This is a genomic window from Rhodoferax sp. RT5P35, from assembly GCF_056521385.1.
This window is the reverse complement of sequence record NZ_JBWMAX010000006.1, coordinates 1-16,218: the sequence shown is the minus strand read 5'-3', so window position 1 is coordinate 16,218 and position 16,218 is coordinate 1. Positions and strand designations below refer to the sequence as shown.

Genomic DNA, 16,218 nt, shown 5'->3' with positions numbered 1-16,218 from the left:
GGTGAGGGCGGTGTTCATGGCGTGCCGTGTTCTGTGAGAGTGGTGTTTTCCAAAGCGCCGCCACCCAGGGCTTCATACAGGCTGACCCGGCTGGTCAGCAGGGCGTAGCGCGTTTGCACCAGCTGCTGTTGGGCGGCCAGCAGGTCGCGCTGGGCATCCAGCACATCCAGGTAGGCGGCAGCGCCGTTGTCAAAGCGCATTTGCGACAGGCGGGCGCGCTCGGTCTGGGTGGCCAGGGCGTTCTGGGCGATGGCGGTCTGCTCGGTGAGCCAGCGGCGGGCTGACAAGGCATCGGAGACGTCGCGGAAGGCGTTCTGTACGGCCTTGTCGTACTGGGCCAGCGCCATGTCACGGCGGGTTTCGACCAGCGCCAGGTTGTTGCGGCGGCGGCCTGCATCGAATATCGGCAGCGAGATGCTGGGCGCGAAGCTCCAGGCCTGGCTGCCGCCGGCAAACAGGCCGTCCAACTCGGCGCTGGCCGTGCCCCAGCTGCTGGTCAAAGCCACGCGCGGAAAGAAGGCGGCGCGTGCGGCACCGATGTTGGCGTTGGCGGCCTGGAGCTGGTGCTCGGCGGCCAGGATGTCGGGGCGCAGCAGCAGCAGGTCGGACGGCAGGCCGGCACGCAGCTCCAGCGCCATGCCGGGTGAACCGGCTGTGTAAGTGAGCTCGCCATGTGTGCCCACCAGCAGCGTGAGCGCGTGCATCTGGCTGGCGCGGGCTTGTTGCAGCTGAACCGCCAGTGCCTGGGCCTGGGTGAAGAGCGTCTCCACCTGCGTCAGGTTCAGCCGCGAGGTCGCACCCACTGCTACCCGGCGCTGGAAGATGCGCAGGCTCTCGGCCCGGCTGGTGGTGGTTTGCCGGGCCAGGGCGATGCGCTCGTCCAGCTCGCGCAGGGCCAAGTAGCTGTTCGCCACCTGGGCGACCAGGGCGATGGTGGCCGCCTGGCGGGCCGCATCGGTGGCCAGGTAGCTCTGCAGTGCGGCGTCTTGCAGGCTGCGCACCCGGCCCCAAAAATCGATCTCCCAACTGGCCATGCCCAGCCCCACCTGGTATTGGCTGCCCAGCAGCGGCTTGCCGGTAAAGCTCAGGTCCGCCGGGGTGCGCGAGCGGCTGGCGCTGGCCTGGGCTGCCAAGGTGGGGTAGGCATCTGCACGCTGGATGCCGTAGGCGGCGCGGGCTTCATCGACCCGCAGCACAGCGACGCGCAGGTCGCGGTTATTGGCCAGCGCCTGGGCGATCAGACTTTGCAGCGCGGGCTCGCGGAAGTAGTCGCGCCAGCCAGTGGCTGCGGCTTGCGCGCCGTCTGGTGCGGTGTCGAGGCCATAGCGGCCGGCGACCGTTAATGCGGGCCTTGCATACGGCGGCGCCATCGACGCGCAGCCCGCCAGAAGCAAGGCCGCCACCAGCAAGGCGTGTTTATGCAGTTTATATTTGCTATGTTTTATATGGCATATAGCGCAGGTGGATACTGCGCTAGAGGCATTTTTTCTATAAATCACGGCGGGGCGGCTTTCCCACCGGGTCGGGGCGGACCTGGGTGCCTGCGCTGCCGGCCAGCAGGGCTTCGATATCGTCCAGCGATCCGATCACGGCGCGGCGCCCGGTGGCGACGACGAAGGCGCAGGCGGCCGCCACCTTGGGCCCCATCGACCCGGCGGGCCAGCTGTGCTGCGCCAACTCTTGCGGTGTGACTTTGCCCAGGGCGCGCTGGTTGGGCTGGCCCCAGTCGAGGTAGACGGCGGCCACATCGGTGGCGATCACCAGGCAGTCGGCATGGAGTTCGCGCGCCAGCAGACTGCTGCACAAATCTTTGTCGATGACCGCCTCCATGCCCCGCAGGCTGTGGCCGTCGGCACCCTTGGCGACGGGGATGCCGCCGCCGCCCGCTGCAATCACCAGCGCGTCGTGTTCCAGCAGCCAGCGGATGGCGTCCAGCCCCAGCACGCGCAGCGGCTGGGGGGACGCGACCACGCGCCGCATGCTGTCGCCGTCAGCGGCCATCTTCCAGCCCTTGTCGGCTGCCAGCTGCGCCGCCTGGCTGGCGGTGTACACCGGGCCTATGGGTTTGCTGGGATGGGCAAAGGCGGGGTCGAGCGGATCGACCTCCACCCGCGTCAGCAGCGTGGTGATGGCGCGCGTGGCGGGCAGCAGGTTGGCCAGCTCCTGCTCCAGCAGGTAGCCTATCATGCCCTCGGTCTCGGCCCCGAGCACGTCCAGCGGATAGCTTTCCACGGCGCTGTCCATAGCGGTATAGGCGGCGGACTGCAGCGCCAGCAAACCCACTTGCGGTCCGTTGCCGTGGGTCAGCACCAGTGTGTGCGTGTGGGCGATGCGGGCCAGCTGGGTGGCGGCGCGGCGGATATTGGCCAACTGGTTGTCGGCGCTCAGCGCCTGGCCGCGCCGCAGCAGCGCATTGCCGCCCAAGGCTACGACGATCTTCATGCCAGCGTGGCCACGAGAACCGCCTTGATGGTGTGCAATCGGTTTTCGGCCTGGCTGAAAACGATGGAAGCATCGGACTCGAAGACTTCGTCGGTCACCTCGATCTCGCTCAGGCCATAGCGCTCGTGGACTTGGCGGCCTACCTCGGTGTCCAGGTTGTGGAAGGCGGGCAGGCAGTGCATGAAGCGCGAGCGCGGCTTGTGCGTGGCCTGCATCAGCGCGGCATTGACCTGGTAGGGCAGCAGCTGGTCGATGCGTTTCTTCCACACCTCGTCGGGCTCGCCCATGGAAACCCAGACATCGGTATAGACAAAATCGGCCAGCGCCACGGCTTTGAGCGGGTCGGTCTCCAGGCTGATGCGGGCGCCGGTGCTGCGGGCCAGTTCACGCATTTGCGCCACCAGCGCGGCCGGCGGCTGCAGCTCTTTGGGGGCGGCGATGCGCACGTCCATGCCCATCTGCGTGCCGCCAATCAGCAATGAACAGCCCATGTTGAAGCGGGCATCGCCCAGGTAGCAGAACGACAGTTCGTGCAGCGGCTTTTCGCCAAACTCCTGCATGGTCAGCAGGTCGGCCAACACCTGGGTGGGGTGGGCTTCGTCGGTCAGGCCGTTCCACACCGGCACGTGGGAGAAGCGCGCCAGGTCTTCCACCACGCTTTGGTGAAAGCCCCGGTACTCGATGCCGTCGTACATGCGGCCCAGCACCCGGGCCGTGTCTTTCAGCGATTCCTTATGGCCCATTTGCGAGCCGACCGAGTCGATGTAGGTTACGTGGCCGCCCTGGTCGTGTACCGCCACCTCAAAAGCACAGCGGGTGCGGGTGGAGGCTTTTTCAAAGATCAGCGCAATGTTTTTGCCCTGCAGCCGGGGGTGTTCCGTGCCGGCCGTCTTGGCGCGTTTCAGGTCGGCGGCCAGGTCCAGCAAGTAGCGGATGTCGTCGGGACTGAAGTCTTGCAGCGTCAGCAGGCTGCGGTTGCGGAGGTTGAAGGCCATGGGGGGTTCTCTGGTTAGATAGGGTCGCGTTCGATCGGGCAGGACATGCAGTGGCTGCCGCCCCGCCCACGCCCCAGTTCGCCGCTGGGTACGGTGATGACTTCCACCCCGGCCTTGCGCAGCAAGGTGTTGGTGTAGGTGTTGCGGTTGTAGGCCATGACCACGCCAGGGGCCAGCGCCAACAGGTTGTTGCCGTCGTCCCACTGTTCGCGCTCGGCCTCGTAGCTGTCGCCGCCGGTGGCGACGCTGCGCAGCCGGGGCAGGCCGATGGCTGCGGCGACCACTTCCAGAAACGGCTGGGTCTCGGTGCGCACGTCCAGCGTGCCCTTGGTTTTTCCGGGGCGCAGGCTGTGCACGCGGATGGCATTCACCACGTCAGGAAACACCGTCACCAGGTCCACATCGCAAAAACTGAACACGGTATCCAGGTGCATGGCGCCACGCGATTTGGGCAACTGCGCGGCCAGCACATGGGTGGCCGCACCCTGCGCAAACAGGCGCCGGGCCAATTGGCTGACACCCTGTGGCGAGCTGCGTTCGCCCATGCCGACCAGTACCACGCCGTGGCCCACCGGCATCACATCGCCACCTTCCAGCGAGGCCAGGCCGTGGTCTGTGTCAGGGTCGCCCCACCATTCGGTGACGCGTCCTGCAAATAGGGGATGGAAGCGGTACACCGCCGCCATCAGCAGCGTTTCCTGGCGGCGGGCTGGCCAGTACATGGGGCTGAGCACCACGCCCGAGCCAATCCAGCAGCTGTTGTCGCGGGTGAACAAGGTGTTGGGCAGTGGTGGCAGCAGCAGGTCGGCGGGGCTGGCGCAGCGGGCCAGCAGGCCGTCCAGCTCAAATGGCAGCTCGGCCCGGGCCACACCGCCGATCAGGTGCTGGGCCAGCAGTGCGGGTGGCAGCGCTTCCAGCCAGGGGCGCAATTGCGCGGCGGTTTCAGCGTCCACAAAGTCGGGGCTGAGCTTGCGGTCCAGTAGCCAGGTGCGGGCGGCGGGAATGGCGACCGTATCGGCCAGCAGGTCGTGCAGCTCTAGCACTTCCACGTCGCGCTCTGCCATGGCCGAGGTGAAGGCATCGTGGTCGTTGCGGGCCTGCGCCACCCACAGCACATCGTCAAACAGTAGGTCGTGGCAGTTGGCGGGGGTCAGGCGCTTTTGCGCCAGGCCGGGGCGGCAGACCAGCACTTTGCGCAGGCGGCCAACTTCGGAGTGCAAGCCTTTGGAAGGGGTTGTCATGGTGTTTTGTCCAGATCTATAAGCTGAGTTGGCCCATGCTGAGCAGATAGGCGGCAACCAGGGCCAGCGCCACCAGCAGCGCCAGCACCAGCCATTCCCAGGGGGTGAATGCCTGCTCGGAGCGCTGGCGTTTGGCCACGATGTACAGCACCGCACCCGGTGCGTAGAGCAGGGCGCTGAGCAGCAAATACTTCAGCCCGGCGGCGTACAGCAGCCAGAGGCAATACACCATGGCCAGGCCGGTGACGGCGATGTCGCTGCGGTGCTGCGCGGCGCGCGGCCCCTCGCCGCGCCACGCCAGCAGCAGGCCGTAAACGGCGCTGAACAGATACGGCACCAGAATCATCGCCGTAGACAGCGAGATCAGCGCCAGGTAGGAGGCCTTCCAGAACAGCGTAACCAGCAAAAACAGCTGCACCATGCCGTTGGTCAGCCACAGGGCATTGGCGGGGACGCCTTTGGGGTTTTGCTTCGCCAGCCAGGACGGCATGACACCGCCGCCGGCCGGGGTGAACAGCGACTCTGCCGCCAGCAGTGTCCAGGCCAGGAAGCCGCCGCCGACGGACACGATCAAGCCCAGGGTGATGGCTACCGCGCCCCAGGTGCCCACCGCTTTCTCCAGCACGCCGGCCATCGACGGGTTTTTCAGTGCGGCCAATTCAGGCTGGGTGGTGATACCCAGCGACAGCAGCGATACCGCCATCAGCAGCAGCAGGCATAGCAAGAAGCCGATGACGGTGGCGCGGCCCACATCCTTGCGTTCACGGGCCCGGGCCGAGTAGACGCTGGCCCCTTCGATGCCGATGAATACCCACACCGTGACCAGCATGGTGCTCTTGACCTGGTCCAGCACCGAGCCCAGTTTGGCATCGCCCCAGAAGTCGAGCCGGAAGGTATCCACCTGAAAAGCCATGGCCACCAGCACGATGAACAGCAGCAGCGGTATCACCTTGGCCAGCGTAACCACGGCGTTCAGCACCGCCGCACCCTGTATGCCGCGCAGCACCAGTGCATGGATCACCCACAGCGCGACCGACGCCGCCAGCACGGCGGCAGGCGTATTGCCCTCGCCCAGCACCGGAAAGAAGTAGCCCAGCGCGCCAAAGGCGGCCACCAGATAGCCTACGTTGCCAATCCAGGCGCTGATCCAGTAGCCCCAGGCCGAGTTGAAGCCCACGTATTCGCCGGACAAGGCCCGGGCATAGGCGTACACGCCGTTGTCCAGTTCCGGCTTGCGCAACGACAGGATTTGGTACACGCGGGCCAGGGTGAGCATGCCCACGCCGGTGATGCCCCAGCCTATCAAGATGGCCCCCGCACCCGCGCCTGCCGCCATGTTTTGCGGCAACCCGAAGATGCCGCTGCCAACGATGGAACCCACCACCAGGGCTACCAGCAGACTGAGGCCCAGGGTACCTGGCGCGTGCGTTGCGGCGCGCGGCTGTGGAATCGAGCTTGCTGCGATTGCGTTCATGGGGGAATATCTCGCGTTGACGTAATGGGGGTGATTTGGTACCTGTACTAATGTTGCCCAGGCCGCCATTGCGCAGACTGATCTATGTCAAGGTTTCGCGTTGATTTTGAAAGTGCAGTGGGCTGGAGGTCACCGGAGACATGCTCTTGGCATCCTGCATGGCGGCGATGCCGGCTGTGCTGGTCGTGTGGATCGCGGCGCTGCTGCAATGAGGTCTGGGTTGGCGGCTCGGTGCGTGGAGTCGATGGCCTGCTCTGCTTTGGAATGCAGCTTGACAGGTTTTAGAAGCCCACGATGTAGTCGGCAATATCGGCCTGTACTTCGGCAAGGTTGGCATGGTTACGCTGCCAGACCCGTTCCAATCTTGAGGTGCAGGAAGAAGCGTTCCATCACCGCGTTATCCCAACAGTTGCCTTTACGGCCCATGTTTTGTATGTAGCTTCTTGTGCTTATGGAATAAGCGCAAGATGCCTAAAACATGCTGCATCATGTTTTGGATCTGCCGGTGGACCCCAACTGCCGTGCCACCGCTTTCGCAGGCTGCAGCAATTCGCGCATGGCCTGCAGTGGCAGTTCGCGGCTGCGGCCCCTGCGCAGGGCCAGCGAGAACTGCGACTGGTAACCAAATTCGGCGGGTAGCAGCACCTTCAAACGCCCTTGGTCCACCCACGATTGGGCGTAGTGCTCGGGCAGGTAGCCCACATAGCCGCCCGACAAAATCAGGATCAACTGGGCTTCCATACTTTCCACCGTGGCCACGCTGCGTTTGAAGCCGTGGCGGCCCAGCTCGGTCTGGCTCCAGTAGCTGCGGCCCACCACGTTCAGCTCCGACACCACCGCGGGCAGGATGTGCTTTTGCGCAAAGCAGGGGTGCCGGTCGCTGCAGTACAGCCACTGCTGCTCACGGTACAGCGGGTGGTAGACCAGGCCGTTGGCCTTGGCCGGAAAGAAACCCACGGCAATGTCCAGCTCGTTGTCCAGCACGCCTTTTTGCAGCTCGTAGGGGCTGCGGATCAGCAGGCTCAGGTGCATGCCGGGGAAGCGGCTGGAAAACACCCCGATGGCTTGGGCCAGCGGCAGCGACACATCGGTCACCGTGGTGTCGAGCACACCCATCTTCAGCGTGCCGCCCAGCTCGCCCTTGAGCGACCGGGTATACAGCGCAAAGCTGTCCAGCTCGCCCAGCATCCGCAGGGTTTCCGACAGCAGCAGCTCGCCTTTGGCGGTCAGCGCGAAGCCACCGCGCCCGCGCCGGCATAGCGAGAAGCCCACATCGGCTTCCAGCTGCGTCATGTAGGTGCTGATGGCCGAGGTGGTTAGGTTCAGCTCCTGCTGCGCCTTGGCAAAACCCTGGTGGCGGGCCACGGCCGCAAAAATGCGCAACAGCTTGAGATCAGCAGCTTGTGCCATAGGTAAACCTTGCCTTGTTAGTTATGGAAACGGGCAACTGATTATTTGTTTACTGCTATTTTTCCACAACCCGTAGTGGCTAAAGTGCGGACCATTGCAGCACGCAGCCGTGTTGCCCCACGGAAAGGTCTTACAGCGTGTCCAAAGTTTTGCACCAACCCCAAAGCGGCAACGAGATGCCCCGGTTTGCCGGTCGCACCACCATGATGCGGCTGCCCGCCATGGACAGCGCCGAGGGCCTGGATGCCGCCTTCATCGGCGTGCCGCTGGACATCGGCACCTCGCTGCGCGCTGGCACCCGGTTCGGCCCGCGCCAGATCCGCGCCGAATCCGTGATGATCCGCCCCTACAACATGGCCACCGGCGCGGCCCCGTTCGACTCGCTCAGCGTGGCCGACATGGGCGACGTGGCTATCAACACCTACAACCTGCTGGAGTCGGTGCGCATCATCGAGGAAAGCTACACCCGGCTGATGGCCTACCCGGTGGTGCCCATGACCCTGGGCGGCGACCACACCATTACCCTGCCCATCCTGCGGGCTGTGGCGCGCAAGCATGGCCCGGTGGCGCTGGTACACGTAGATGCCCACACCGATACCAACGAAGACATGTTTGGCGAAAAAATCGCCCACGGCACCACCTTCCGCCGCGCGGTGGAAGAGGGCCTGCTGGACTGCAAAAAAGTGGTGCAAATCGGCCAGCGCGCCCAGGGCTATTCCAGTGGCGACTTCCAGTGGGGTGTGGACCAGGGCTTTCGTTTGGTGCAGGCCGAGCAGTGCTGGTACCGGTCGCTGGCCCCGCTGATGGCCGAGGTGCGCGCCCAGATCGGCGACACCCCCGTGTACCTGACCTTCGACATCGACGGCATCGACCCCGCTTGGGCCCCTGGTACCGGTACCCCCGAAGTGGGCGGCCTGACCTCCATCCAGGCGCTGGAAATCGTACGCGGCTGCCGCGGGCTGAACATCGTGGGCTGCGACCTGGTCGAGGTGTCGCCCCCCTACGACGTGAGCGGCAACACTTCGCAACTGGCCGCGAACTTGCTTTATGAAATGCTGTGTGTGCTGCCAGGCGTGGCGTACCGCTAACCGATAGCTTCACCATGCAACTCGACATATTCAGATCTCTCTGGGGCTGGCAAGGCGACTGGGCCACATGCGCCGCCCAACTGCGTGAAGCCGGTTGTGTGGGTGTGGAAGCCCGTGTGCCCTTCGACGCGCCAGGGCGGCTGGCCTTGCGTAACAGCCTGCAGGCCGAAGCCCTGGGCTACATCGCCACCGTGTTCACCGGTGCCGACGTGATTCCGCGCCAGCAAGACGGCCCCGAGGTGCATTTGCAGTACCTGGCGCGGGCCTTCGACGCGGCGGCCGAGCTGTCGCCGCGCTTTGTGAACCTGCTGGCCGGTAACGACCGTTGGCCGCTGGCCCAGCAAGTGGACTTTCTGGGCCGGGCCCAGGCCCTGGCCGATAGCGTTGGCATGGCCTGCACTTTTGAGACCCACCGCGCCAGCGCGCTGTACAGCCCCTGGGTCACGCTGGACATCGTTCGCCAGTTGCCGCAGTTGCGCTATACCGCCGACATCAGCCACTGGGTGGTCGTGTGCGAGAGGTTGCTGGACGACCCGCTGGACGACCTCAGCAGCTTCATCGAGCGTGTCCACCATGTGCAGGCCCGCGTGGGCTACGCCCAGGGCCCGCAGGTGCCGCACCCGGCGGCCCCCGAATACGCGGTCGAGCTGGCTTTCCATCAGGGCATTTGGGAATCCATCTGGGCGGCACAACGCGCCCAGGGCACTACCACCAGCACCCTGACCCCCGAGTTCGGTGCCGACGGCTACATGCATCAACTGCCCTACACCCAAAGCCCGGTGGCCGACCTCTGGCAGGTCAACCGCTGGATGGCGCAAGAAGAGCGGCGGCATTTTGAGCGCTGGTCCGAGTCCACTTCTTTTTTCGCAGGAGCCTGAGCATGCAACCCGGAACCCGAAATTTCACCGCCTTGCCCGTCATCAATATCAGCGGCCTGTACAGCGACGACCTGGCACAGCGCCAGACCGTGGCGGATGCCTTGGGTAATGCCGCCCGCGAGGTGGGCTTTTTCTACATCGTCGGCCACGGGATTGCGCCGGAATTGGTGGCCGAGCTGCGCCAGGCCAGCCGCACGCTGTTTGACCAGCAGATGGACTGGAAAATGCGCTACTACATCGGCGATGCCTGGGGCCACAAGGGCTATGTGCCCGAGGGCGAGGAGCGCTATTCCAAAGGCCGCCCCGACCACAAGGAGGCCTTCGACATTGGCTTCGATGCCCCCGACGACCACCCTCTGGTGCTGGCAGGTACGCCCCTCATCGGCAACAACAAGTGGCCCGATCTGCCGGGCTTCAAAGAAGCCGTGGCCCGCTACTACGCCGCCGTGTTTGCGCTGGGACGGCAGTTGTTCCGCGGCTTTGCGCTGTCGCTGGGCCAGCCCGAAGACGCGTTCGAGGCGCTGGTGACCTGCCCGCCGTCCAAGCTGCGGCTGATCCACTACCCCGTGGACACCGAGGCAGTGGATGCCCCCGGCATCGGCGCGCACACCGACTACGAGTGCTTCACCCTGCTGCTGGCCGACCAGCCCGGCCTGGAGGTGATGAACGACCAGGGTGTGTGGGTCGATGCGCCACCGTACGCAGAAGACGGCGAGGAGGCCTTCGTCATCAACATCGGCGACATGCTGGAGGTGATGACCGCCGGGGCTTTTCCCGCCACCTCGCACCGGGTGCGCAAGGTACAGCACGAGCGCTATTCCTTTCCGCTGTTTTTTGCCTGCGACTACCACACCCGTATCCGGCCGCTGCCGCAGTTTGCCAGTGCCGAAGCCATCGCCAGTTATGAGGAGCTGTCGATTGGCGAGCACATGTATGCCCAGGCGCAACAGACCTACCAGTACCTGAAACGCAAGGTCGAAGCGGGCGAAATCGCGCTGCCCCAGGGCGCGTTGAAGCCCGGCAGCTTTGGCCACATGAAGACCACGGCACCAACCGTTTGAAGATTTTTGTTTCCCGTCCATCCACCTCTAGGAGTTATTCCCATGCTGAAAATCACCCGCATTTCTTTCCTCGGTGCTGCCCTGGCCGCCATCTTGCCCGTGGCGGCCATGGCCCAAACCATGGCCCCCGGCCAGCTCAAGGTCGGCATGGAAATCACCTATCCTCCGTTTGAATCCTGGCAGGGCGATAAGGTGGTGGGCTTTGACCCCGATGTGTCCGAGATGCTGGGGCGCGTCATCAAGGCCAAGCCTGCGTTTGTAGACACCAAGTTCCCCAGCCTGATTCTGGGTCTGGGCAGCGGCCAGTTTGATGCCGTGATCTCGGGCATGTACATCACCCCGGAGCGCACCGCCCAGGCCGATGCCATTGCCTACGCCCGCACCGGTGCCTCCATCATGGTGGCCAAAGACGGCGGCGTCAGTCCCAAGACCGAGCAAGACCTGTGTGGCCTGAAGGTCGGCCTGCAAACCGGTACCAGCTGGGTCAACGCGCTGAAAAAGCTGTCGGCCGAGTACTGCCTGCCCAACGGCAAATCGGCCGTGGCGGTGAGCGAATTTCCCACCGCCCCCGAGGCATCGCAGGCCCTGCTGTCGAAAAACATCCAGGCCCAGCTGGAAATCGCCGGTGCCGCCAAAATGCTGGCCGAACGCAGCAAGGCCCGCATTGTCATCAGTTCGCCCGCCTTGGTGTACCCGCAAACCCTGGGCATCTACGTGAAGAAGGGCAACACGGCGCTGTACCAGGCGCTGGAGAAGGCCTTGGCCGCAGCCCAGGCCAATGGCGAATACGCCGCGTTGATCACCAAGTACGAACTTGAGCCTGTGGCCGCCAAGTAACTAGCCCCGCCTCCTGGAGCATCCACATGGAATTAGATTGGTCGTATTTCTGGTCCTTGTTTTCCATGGGGATCTTTTGGCGGGCGTGTGTGACAGTGGTGGAGCTGGGCTCGCTGTCCTGGGTGCTGGGCTTGGTGCTGGGATTTTTTCTAGCCTGCGCCCGCATCTCCACCACCCGCTGGATCAGCGCGCTGGCGGGGGCCTACATCTGGCTGTTCCGCAGCGTGCCGCTGCTGGTACTGGTGGTGTTTGTGTTTAACCTGCCGCAGATATTTCCGATGAGCCGCAGCGTCATCGGCGAGCCATTTTTTGCGGGCCTGGTCGCCATGGTGCTGACCGAAGCCGCCTACATGGCCGAGATCCACCGCGGTGGTCTGCTGTCGGTGGCGCGCGGCCAGCGCGAGGCGGGCCGGGCGTTGGCGTTTGGCCGCTTCGGAGCCATGCGGCTGATCGTGGTGCCGCAGGCCTTTCGCATCGCGCTGCCGACGCTGATCAACGAGTATGTGACCATCATCAAGCTGACCTCGCTGGTGTCGGTGATCTCGTTGCCCGAACTGTTGATGACCGGGCTGCGCCTGTATTCGCAGAATTTTCTGGTGATGGAAACCCTGCTGGGCGTGGCGGTGTACTACGTGCTGCTGGTCACCATCTTCAGCACGCTGCTCGGCTGGGTTGAGAAAAAGCTGGACCTGCAAAAGCGCCATCCCACCACGCTGGACGATGCAGCCTGCGCCACGCTGCGCATCTCCCTGGGCGGTCTGGTGGCCCTGCACCCTGTAGCTGCGGCCCCCGGCCAGCCTGCGGCCCTGGAGCTGCGCAACATCCACAAAGCCTACGGCAGCCACCAGGTGCTCAAGGGCATCCATCTGCAGGTGGGTGTGGGCGAGGTGATTTCCATCATCGGCCCGTCGGGTTCGGGAAAAACCTCGCTGATCCGCACCATCAACGGGCTGGAATTCATCGACCAGGGCGAGATCATCCTGTTTGGCGAAAGCTATATCCACGCCCACGAGCCGCTGGACAGCAGCCGGGTGCGCGGCGGCATACGCCGCATCGGCATGGCCTTCCAGAACTTCAACCTGTTTCCCCACCTCAGCGTGCTGGACAACGTGCTGCTGGCCCCGCGCTACCACGCCCAGCCCGCAGATGCCGCCGTGCGCCAGACGCAAGCGCTGCAGCTGCTCGACAAGGTCGGCCTGCTAGCGCACCAGCATAAGTATCCACACCAGTTGTCTGGCGGCCAGCAGCAGCGCGTGGCGATTGCCCGTGCGCTGGCGATGGAACCCGATGTGATGCTGTTCGACGAGCCGACTTCTGCCCTCGACCCCGAGCTGGTGGGCGAAGTGTTGAAGGTCATCCAGGACCTGGCCCAAGAGGGTATGACCATGGTCATCGTGACGCACGAAATGGACTTCGCCCTGGCCATCTCCAACCGTGTGCTCTTCATGGAGAATGGGTTGATCCAGCTGGATGCCGCACCCAAGCACATTCAACAAGCCGACGCACCTGATGCCACCACGCAACGTGTGCGCCGCTTCATGGGACTGGTATGAAGCACACCCCCAGGCTTGCCCGCTTCGCGTGGCCACCAACCCCCTTGCCGGGGGCAATACCGGTGGCCCGGCGAAGCCGGTTCCGCGGTATTTCTGGAACAGATCGTTCTCGCCACTGATGCCATGGGTAACCAGCACATGGCGCAGCACCCATAGACCACTCATCCATATGACAAGCTCTGACGAAGCCACCCTGCGCCGCGATCTGGCCGCCGCCTACCGCCTGGCCGCGCTGTTCGGTTGGGACGACACGCTCTACACCCACTTCTCGGCCCGGCTGCCGCCCGACGGGGGACCTGAGCGTTTTTTGATCAACCCGTTTGGCCGCCTTTTCGAGGAGGTACGCGCCAGCGACCTGCTGGTGGTGGACATGCAGGGCCGCGTGGTGTCGGGCAGTGCCGACTACAACGTGGCAGGCTTCACCGTGCACAGCGCGGTGCACGGTGGCCGCGCCGATGCCCATTGCGTCATCCACACCCACACCCTGGCGGGCATGGCCGTGGCGGCCTGCGAGGGCGGGCTGCTGCAGCTCAACCAGATCAGCACTGAGTTTTATGGCCGGGTAGGGGTGCATGCCTACGAGGGCGTGGCCTTTGACCTGGGCGAGCGGGTGCGCATCCAGCAGGCGCTGGGCGACCACATTGCGCTGGTGCTGCGCCACCACGGCCTGCTGTCGGTGGGTGCCACCGTGGCCGATGCGTTTTGCATCATGTTCTACCTGAACCGCGCCTGCGAAATCCAGTTGGCTGCCAGCCAGTTGGCAAGCACCGCAGGCCCGGTGACCGAGATCCCCCCGCACCTGAGCCAGCACGCCTGCGAACAGCTGCAAAGCGTGGAGCACGAACGCCAGATCCTGTGGCAAGCCTGGCTGCGCAAGTTGGACCGCATCGACCCGTCTTACCGCGATTAACCGAGATTGATTTCCGCTTTATGCCGACTCTGCTGATCTGTAGTGAAACCGACGACCTGGGCGATCTGTACACGCTCTTTTGTGAAGAGGCGGCTCGTCGCTTCTCTGGCATGCCCGGTCTGCAGGTGCGTCTGTGGCCCGACATGCCGGACCCTGCCGATGTCGAGGCCGTGGCAGGCTGGTACCCGCCCGCTGGGCTGATGCACAGTTTGCCGAACCTGCGCCTGGCCTCGTCCATCGCGGCGGGTGTGGACCATGTGCTGGGTGCCGCCGCGCCGCGCCCGGGGGTACCGGTCTGCCGTATCGTCGATCCCGGTCTGGCCGCCGGCATGGCCGAATACGTGCTGTGGGCCGTGCTGTACTACCACCGCGCGATGGACCAGGCGCAGCAGCAGTAGGCGCAGCGCGTCTGGAAGATGCCGGTACAAAAAGCCGCCCACCAGACCCATGTCGGCCTGATGGGCCTGGGTGCGCTGGGCAGCCATTTGGCCCAGGTGCTGCGGGCCCAGGGTTTTGCGGTCAGCGGTTGGTCGCGCTCGGCCCACGCCATCGACGGCGTAACTACCTATGCCGGGCCGGAGGCGCTGGAACCTTTTTTGCGCGCGCCCGATGTATTGGTGTGTCTGCTGCCGCTGACCGACGCAACCCGCAGCTTGCTGGGCCGCCAGCTGTTCGACACCATGAAGCCCGGCGCGGCGCTGGTGCACTGCGGCCGTGGCGAGCATCTGGTGGTGGATGATTTGCTGCAGGCGCTGGACCAGGGCCATCTGCGTGGCGCCGTGCTCGATGTGTTTGCCCACGAGCCCTTGCCGGTATCCAGTGCGCTGTGGGCGCATCCGCGCGTGGTGGTCACGCCGCACATGGCTTCCGGCGCCCACCCGGAAGTCATCGTTGGCCAGATCCTCGACAACCTGCAGCGGGTGCGCAGCGGCCAACCCGTGCTGAACACCGTGGACCGCAGCGCAGGGTACTGAGCTAGCGGTAGCGCCAGATGACCCTGCTCGGTACGGGACCCGCGCCTTTAAATGCTTAAGCGGCGTAGCCCAGCACGGCAAAAAAGTGAAAGGCCGTGCCGGCCGCCACAAAGCCGTGCCACACCGTGTGGGCGTAGCGCAGCTTGTTGTCCAGCATGAAGAAAACCACACCCAAGGTGTAGGCCAGGCCGCCCGCCACCAGCAGCATGACCCCGGCGGAGGGCACGCGCTGCACCAGCGGCACAGCGGCAATCAGCACCAGCCAGCCCATGCCCAGGTACAGGCCGGTGGACAGCCAGGGGTGCGATAGGCGGTTAAAGGCCTTGAGCAAGATGCCCGTGGCGGCCATCGACCAGACCAGGCCAAACAACGTCCAGCCCCAGGGCCCGCTGAGGGCCCCAAGCGCAAACGGCGTGTAGCTGCCAGCGATGAACAGGTAGATCGCGCCGTGGTCCAGCTTCATGAAAACGCGTTTGGCGCGGCCCACGGGCAAGGCGTGGTACAGCGTCGAGGTCAAGTACAGCAACACCATGGTGGCGGCAAAGACGATGGCACCGACCAGGCTGGCAGCCGATAGGTCGCGGGCCGAGAAAATCAGGAAAGGGGTTGCGACGATGGCGGCCAGCAGGGCCACACCGTGGCTCACGCTGTTGGCGATTTCTTCGCCAAGGGTTTGGGGGCGCTCAGTCATCCCACGATTTTCTCACCCAGACGTTACAGAACTGTAAAACCAGGTCCATACCCCCACCGCGTCTGGTGGCGTATTTCCAGAATTTAAAGAAAACAGGCCGCTAGCGCATATTCCACCTGCGCTAGATGCTATTTAAAGTGTAGCGTTATGCTGCAATTGGCGCAGCACCTGCATCGCATTGTCGGCGCGGTGCAGCGGCACGAAGATGTGGTCGTGGCAGGCACCGGCGACCACATTGCAGCTGATGCCGGCGGCACCGAGCGCGGTGGCAAAGGCGGCGGTCAGGCCGACGGACTGCAGATCGGAATGCACCGTCAGCGTGATCCAGGCGCAGCGGAACAGCACCGTCAGTTGCAGCGCTTTGGCCCGGGTCTCGGTCAGCACGATGGACAGGCCTTCGGGCTCGCGCACCGTGGCGATCACGTCGGCGAGGGTGATGGCGCAGCCCGGTTCCACGCTGCAGAACGCATAGCAGCCTTGGTTCAGCGTTGGCTCCATGCTGGCCAGCAGCGTCGGCAAATCACCGATTGCTGAGTTGAGGGCGCTCACTTCAAGCTACCCGACAAAAACTGCTGCAGCCGCTCGCTCTTGGGCTGGGTCAGGACCTCGCGGGGCACGCCTTGCTCTTCGATGCAGCCCTTGTGCAGAAAAATCAGGTGGTTGG

At 64.6% G+C, this 16,218-nt stretch carries 16 protein-coding genes and 2 pseudogenes; 8 read left to right on the top strand and 10 right to left on the bottom strand.

Going from position 1 to position 16,218, the window contains the following annotated elements; genetic code table 11:
- Positions 1–14 precede the first annotated feature (14 nt).
- The 7 genes and pseudogenes from AC097L_RS10685 to AC097L_RS10655 all read right to left on the bottom strand — a co-directional run bounded on the left by AC097L_RS10685 (position 15) and on the right by AC097L_RS10655 (position 7,562).
- On the bottom strand, positions 15–1,403 hold the full coding sequence (locus tag AC097L_RS10685) for an efflux transporter outer membrane subunit (protein ID WP_479586354.1): 1,389 nt from the start codon (positions 1,401–1,403) through the stop codon (positions 15–17).
- 85 nt (positions 1,404–1,488) lie between these two features.
- The gene (gene arcC / locus AC097L_RS10680) at positions 1,489–2,442 is read right to left on the bottom strand and encodes a carbamate kinase (protein ID WP_479586353.1); all 954 of its coding nucleotides are present in this window, start codon (positions 2,440–2,442) and stop codon (positions 1,489–1,491) included.
- A complete protein-coding gene (gene argF / locus AC097L_RS10675) occupies positions 2,439–3,437 on the bottom strand; it encodes an ornithine carbamoyltransferase (RefSeq protein WP_479586352.1) in 999 nt (332 codons plus the stop codon). The genes arcC and argF overlap by 4 nt, the downstream gene beginning before the upstream one ends.
- 14 nt (positions 3,438–3,451) lie before the next feature.
- Complete coding sequence (locus AC097L_RS10670) at positions 3,452–4,678, bottom strand: arginine deiminase (RefSeq protein ID WP_479586351.1); 1,227 nt, start codon at positions 4,676–4,678, stop codon at positions 3,452–3,454.
- Positions 4,679–4,694: 16 nt separating this feature from the next.
- Positions 4,695–6,152 carry an arginine-ornithine antiporter gene (gene arcD, locus AC097L_RS10665; RefSeq protein ID WP_479586350.1) on the bottom strand — a complete coding sequence of 486 codons (1,458 nt, stop codon included), beginning with the start codon at positions 6,150–6,152 and terminating at the stop codon, positions 4,695–4,697.
- A gap of 284 nt (positions 6,153–6,436) precedes the next feature.
- A pseudogene (locus AC097L_RS10660) lies at positions 6,437–6,605 on the bottom strand (IS3-like element ISKpn18 family transposase); the annotation flags it as partial.
- A 33-nt stretch (positions 6,606–6,638) separates the two neighbouring features.
- The gene (locus AC097L_RS10655; protein WP_479586349.1) at positions 6,639–7,562 is read right to left on the bottom strand and encodes a LysR family transcriptional regulator; all 924 of its coding nucleotides are present in this window, start codon (positions 7,560–7,562) and stop codon (positions 6,639–6,641) included.
- Between the two features lie 176 nt (positions 7,563–7,738).
- Between AC097L_RS10655 and speB the strand changes: the two genes are divergently transcribed.
- The 8 genes from speB to AC097L_RS10615 all read left to right on the top strand — a co-directional run bounded on the left by speB (position 7,739) and on the right by AC097L_RS10615 (position 14,863).
- Positions 7,739–8,650, top strand: a complete 912-nt coding sequence (speB, locus tag AC097L_RS10650) for an agmatinase (protein ID WP_479586710.1) — start codon at positions 7,739–7,741, stop codon at positions 8,648–8,650.
- Between the two features lie 14 nt (positions 8,651–8,664).
- A complete protein-coding gene (locus tag AC097L_RS10645) occupies positions 8,665–9,528 on the top strand; it encodes a sugar phosphate isomerase/epimerase family protein (protein WP_479586348.1) in 864 nt (287 codons plus the stop codon).
- 2 nt (positions 9,529–9,530) lie between these two features.
- On the top strand, positions 9,531–10,589 hold the full coding sequence (locus AC097L_RS10640) for an isopenicillin N synthase family dioxygenase (protein ID WP_479586347.1): 1,059 nt from the start codon (positions 9,531–9,533) through the stop codon (positions 10,587–10,589).
- A 42-nt stretch (positions 10,590–10,631) separates the two neighbouring features.
- On the top strand, positions 10,632–11,426 hold the full coding sequence (locus tag AC097L_RS10635; RefSeq protein WP_479586346.1) for a transporter substrate-binding domain-containing protein: 795 nt from the start codon (positions 10,632–10,634) through the stop codon (positions 11,424–11,426).
- A 26-nt stretch (positions 11,427–11,452) separates the two neighbouring features.
- Entirely contained in the window at positions 11,453–12,979 is a 1,527-nt protein-coding gene (locus AC097L_RS10630; RefSeq protein ID WP_479586345.1) for an amino acid ABC transporter permease/ATP-binding protein, read from the top strand.
- A gap of 169 nt (positions 12,980–13,148) precedes the next feature.
- Positions 13,149–13,889 (top strand): class II aldolase/adducin family protein, encoded by a 741-nt coding sequence (locus AC097L_RS10625; protein WP_479586344.1) that lies wholly within the window; start codon positions 13,149–13,151, stop codon positions 13,887–13,889.
- A 20-nt stretch (positions 13,890–13,909) separates the two neighbouring features.
- On the top strand, positions 13,910–14,287 hold the full coding sequence (locus AC097L_RS10620) for a Rossmann-fold NAD(P)-binding domain-containing protein (protein ID WP_479586343.1): 378 nt from the start codon (positions 13,910–13,912) through the stop codon (positions 14,285–14,287).
- Positions 14,288–14,305: 18 nt separating this feature from the next.
- The gene (locus tag AC097L_RS10615) at positions 14,306–14,863 is read left to right on the top strand and encodes an NAD(P)-dependent oxidoreductase (RefSeq protein ID WP_479586342.1); all 558 of its coding nucleotides are present in this window, start codon (positions 14,306–14,308) and stop codon (positions 14,861–14,863) included.
- A 55-nt stretch (positions 14,864–14,918) separates the two neighbouring features.
- Here the strand turns inward: AC097L_RS10615 and trhA are convergent, their stop codons facing one another.
- The 3 genes and pseudogenes from trhA to AC097L_RS10600 form a co-directional block, all read right to left on the bottom strand.
- Positions 14,919–15,554: a PAQR family membrane homeostasis protein TrhA gene (gene trhA, locus AC097L_RS10610; RefSeq protein WP_479586341.1), complete on the bottom strand. Its 636-nt coding sequence runs from the start codon at positions 15,552–15,554 to the stop codon at positions 14,919–14,921.
- 132 nt (positions 15,555–15,686) lie between these two features.
- Positions 15,687–16,073, bottom strand: coding sequence for an ACT domain-containing protein (locus tag AC097L_RS10605; RefSeq protein ID WP_479586340.1), 387 nt, complete (start codon positions 16,071–16,073; stop codon positions 15,687–15,689).
- 26 nt (positions 16,074–16,099) lie between these two features.
- Positions 16,100–16,218 (bottom strand): annotated as a pseudogene (locus AC097L_RS10600) (histidine/lysine/arginine/ornithine ABC transporter ATP-binding protein); the annotation flags it as partial.

Bases quoted from the DNA above. Each gene is read 5' to 3' on its own strand.
- argF (WP_479586352.1), bottom strand. From the start codon at position 3,437: ATGGCCTTCAACCTCCGCAACCGCAGCCTGCTGACGCTGCAAGACTTC.
- AC097L_RS10620 (WP_479586343.1), top strand. From the start codon at position 13,910: ATGCCGACTCTGCTGATCTGTAGTGAAACCGACGACCTGGGCGATCTG.
- AC097L_RS10635 (WP_479586346.1), top strand. From the start codon at position 10,632: ATGCTGAAAATCACCCGCATTTCTTTCCTCGGTGCTGCCCTGGCCGCC.
- AC097L_RS10630 (WP_479586345.1), top strand. From the start codon at position 11,453: ATGGAATTAGATTGGTCGTATTTCTGGTCCTTGTTTTCCATGGGGATC.
- speB (WP_479586710.1), top strand. From the start codon at position 7,739: ATGCCCCGGTTTGCCGGTCGCACCACCATGATGCGGCTGCCCGCCATG.
- AC097L_RS10670 (WP_479586351.1), bottom strand. From the start codon at position 4,678: ATGACAACCCCTTCCAAAGGCTTGCACTCCGAAGTTGGCCGCCTGCGC.
- arcD (WP_479586350.1), bottom strand. From the start codon at position 6,152: ATGAACGCAATCGCAGCAAGCTCGATTCCACAGCCGCGCGCCGCAACG.
- AC097L_RS10615 (WP_479586342.1), top strand. From the start codon at position 14,306: ATGCCGGTACAAAAAGCCGCCCACCAGACCCATGTCGGCCTGATGGGC.
- AC097L_RS10625 (WP_479586344.1), top strand. From the start codon at position 13,149: ATGACAAGCTCTGACGAAGCCACCCTGCGCCGCGATCTGGCCGCCGCC.
- AC097L_RS10640 (WP_479586347.1), top strand. From the start codon at position 9,531: ATGCAACCCGGAACCCGAAATTTCACCGCCTTGCCCGTCATCAATATC.
- trhA (WP_479586341.1), bottom strand. From the start codon at position 15,554: ATGACTGAGCGCCCCCAAACCCTTGGCGAAGAAATCGCCAACAGCGTG.
- arcC (WP_479586353.1), bottom strand. From the start codon at position 2,442: ATGAAGATCGTCGTAGCCTTGGGCGGCAATGCGCTGCTGCGGCGCGGC.
- AC097L_RS10655 (WP_479586349.1), bottom strand. From the start codon at position 7,562: ATGGCACAAGCTGCTGATCTCAAGCTGTTGCGCATTTTTGCGGCCGTG.
- AC097L_RS10645 (WP_479586348.1), top strand. From the start codon at position 8,665: ATGCAACTCGACATATTCAGATCTCTCTGGGGCTGGCAAGGCGACTGG.